The sequence below is a fragment of the Clostridium tarantellae genome (assembly GCF_009295725.1).
In the GTDB taxonomy this organism is placed as follows: Bacteria; Bacillota; Clostridia; order Clostridiales; family Clostridiaceae; genus Sarcina; species Sarcina tarantellae.
In genome coordinates this window covers 1-2,706 of sequence record NZ_WHJC01000380.1, presented here as the reverse complement: position 1 = coordinate 2,706, position 2,706 = coordinate 1, and the positions used below count along the sequence as shown (strand labels likewise).

1 protein-coding gene is annotated in these 2,706 nt (G+C 22.8%); it reads left to right on the top strand.

The features are described from left to right. The first annotated feature begins 92 nt into the window (after positions 1-92). The gene (locus GBZ86_RS14700) at positions 93-2,075 is read left to right on the top strand and encodes a carboxypeptidase regulatory-like domain-containing protein (RefSeq protein ID WP_152891892.1); all 1,983 of its coding nucleotides are present in this window, start codon (positions 93-95) and stop codon (positions 2,073-2,075) included. Positions 2,076-2,706: the final 631 nt, after the last annotated feature.

Below are 2,706 nucleotides of genomic sequence, written 5' to 3'. Positions count from 1 at the left end.
AGGTTATATTGTTAAGGCTAGTCACCAAAATATGATTATTAAAATATTATGTATGTATAGGGTAATAAATAATACTATAAGGAGATTTTATTATGCAAATAAAAAAAGATAATTATTATTTAGGACAATCTTCCGTGGTAAAAGTAAGTGGAAAAGGGTCAGATAATAATGCTAATATTAAATTAGAATTTAATAAAAATTCTTTTTCACCAGCTATTGGCTCTACTCTTTCAGGCACAGTTAATGACTCAAATGGAAATCCTATTAAAGATGCTGTTGTTAAATTAATGGATGGTAATTTAAAGCCCTTAACTTTTGCATATACTGATTCTAGCGGAAATTATTATATAGACACAATTCCATATAGTCCTCAATATAGTATAGTGTCCATAGCTGCTGGAAAATTATTAAGTGAAGTTAAAAATATAAATATATTTGCGGGTCAAAATATAAAAACAAATTTTGTTTTAATAGATGATTTATATTCTAAATTAGGAGCTATAAGTGGAGTTTTAACAGATACTTCAACAATAGAAGGTAATCCATTAAAAGGTGCTATATTACAATTATATACTAATGTAAATAATGTGGAAACTTTAATGCAAATATCTTATACAGATGATTTTGGAGAATTTATGTTTGCAGAATTAACTCCAGGATTCTATAATATTACTGCTACCGTATTAGGGTATTCAAAAATAACCATGGGGGCTATTGTAGAAGAAGGTAAAATAACTTTTGTAACCAATACAGGAACTCTTAGTACAATTGAAGCAAATTCTGTAATATCAGGAGTTATATTAGATGATAAAAATAATAAAGTTGAAGGTGCTGATGTTATTCTATATAGTATTGATTCTTTAAATAATCTTGAGCCAATATCATATACTACAACAAATTCATTAGGAGTTTATACATTTATTAATGTAGCGGTGGGAAATTATATAGTAAAATCAACTCAATCTCAATTAATTGAGATAAGTCCTTTTTCAACTTCTTCCTTTACTCCTTTAGCATCTGGTGAATCAATAGTAGCTTATGATGGAAATTTAAAAGAATTAAATGATTTTAATTTTAAAAATTCAAACAAATCAGAAGATATTGTATTAAATACTTTAAATAATAAAACTGAAAATATTAGTGAAAGTTCATTTGAAAAAAATGATAATACAAACAATAAAAATTTGAATCTACCAAGATCTACTCCTAAAATTCCTTTAAATGCCAAATTAATATTTTCTAAAGATTTAATACCATCTATATCAAATGATTTTAATAAGGAAGAAAACATTAGTGAAAATGATGATTTCAATATATTTATGGCAGATTTACAAAATGGTGCTAAAATTGATTTTACTAATAAATGCATTAAAAATATTGGAGGATTTACTGAAGGCACTTTAAGTATTACCTATGATTGTAAACAAGCTGGCAATTATAATTTAACTATGGAAGTAGAAAATATAAAAGGAATCTTTATAATAAATTTAAATAACAAGGAATTATTTACTCTTTCTTCAGAAATAATAGAAAATAAAGAAAGAATTTTTATCACTAAAAAGATTCCTTTGAATTTTGGAAAAAATATAATTAAAATTTATGGTGCTGAAAAAAATTATAGTCCTAAATTATATAAAGCTAATTTAGACTTTATAAAAAGTCCTAAAATACCTTTAAAAGCAACTCTTCCGCCTGGAATTTATAATATAGCATCAGGTATTCTTTCAAATGGTGCTTATGTAAATAATGGCTATGCAAGCAATATCGGTGGTACTGAAGATGGAAATTCTGTTGTTAATATTTTAATAAATGAAGCTAATTTATATAACTTAAAAATAAATTATAGAAATTTAGAAAATATTGATAAAGCTCTAAAAATTGAAGTTAATGGAATAGATAATGAAAAAATATATTGGCTTAAGCCAGCAAAACTTAATTATATTACTATAAATCTTTCTTTAAAGAAAGGAGTTAATTCAATTAAGTTTAAAGGTAATGGTATTGATTATTCAGCGGATTTAGGAATATTTACAGTTCTTAAAAATTCTTATACAACTAATGAATTAAAATTTTAAAATTAATTCCTTAATTTTTATTTTTATAAACCTTTATTATGTATAACTAAAAAATAATTAATCATCATGTTTTACAGTTAAGGCAATTTCTATGCTTAACAAAATAAGGATCATAATCCCTATTTTACTTTTATTAAGTAGTGTATTAGCCAAAACTAAAAAAGTGATTATAAAAAGTAATAACAATTTATTTTTTTTTGCATCGTGCATAAAAAACATCCCTCTCATATAAATTTCAAGATATTTAATAAACGCACTAAAACACTTATAGAATACTTTAATTTTAATAAATATTTCATAGTTTGTCTAATTTTCCAAATAAATAATATTTGAAAAATATAAATGAAAATACTAATTTTTTAATAAAAAAATTGTATAAAAATCTATTTTGGTTAGAAACTAAAATAATTTTAAAAAAAGTATGTCTATATAATAGATTTTAGGGAGGAAAAATGGACACTACATTTATAATAGTAATTATTTTAATAGTTGTATCTATGCCAATAATAGGAATGTTAAAAAATAAAAAGAAAAAATAACTAATAAAAAGATTTAGTACAATAAAAAATACTAAATCTTTTTTTATATAAATAATTTAACTAATATTAAGACTGTAATATTAGTGTAATAT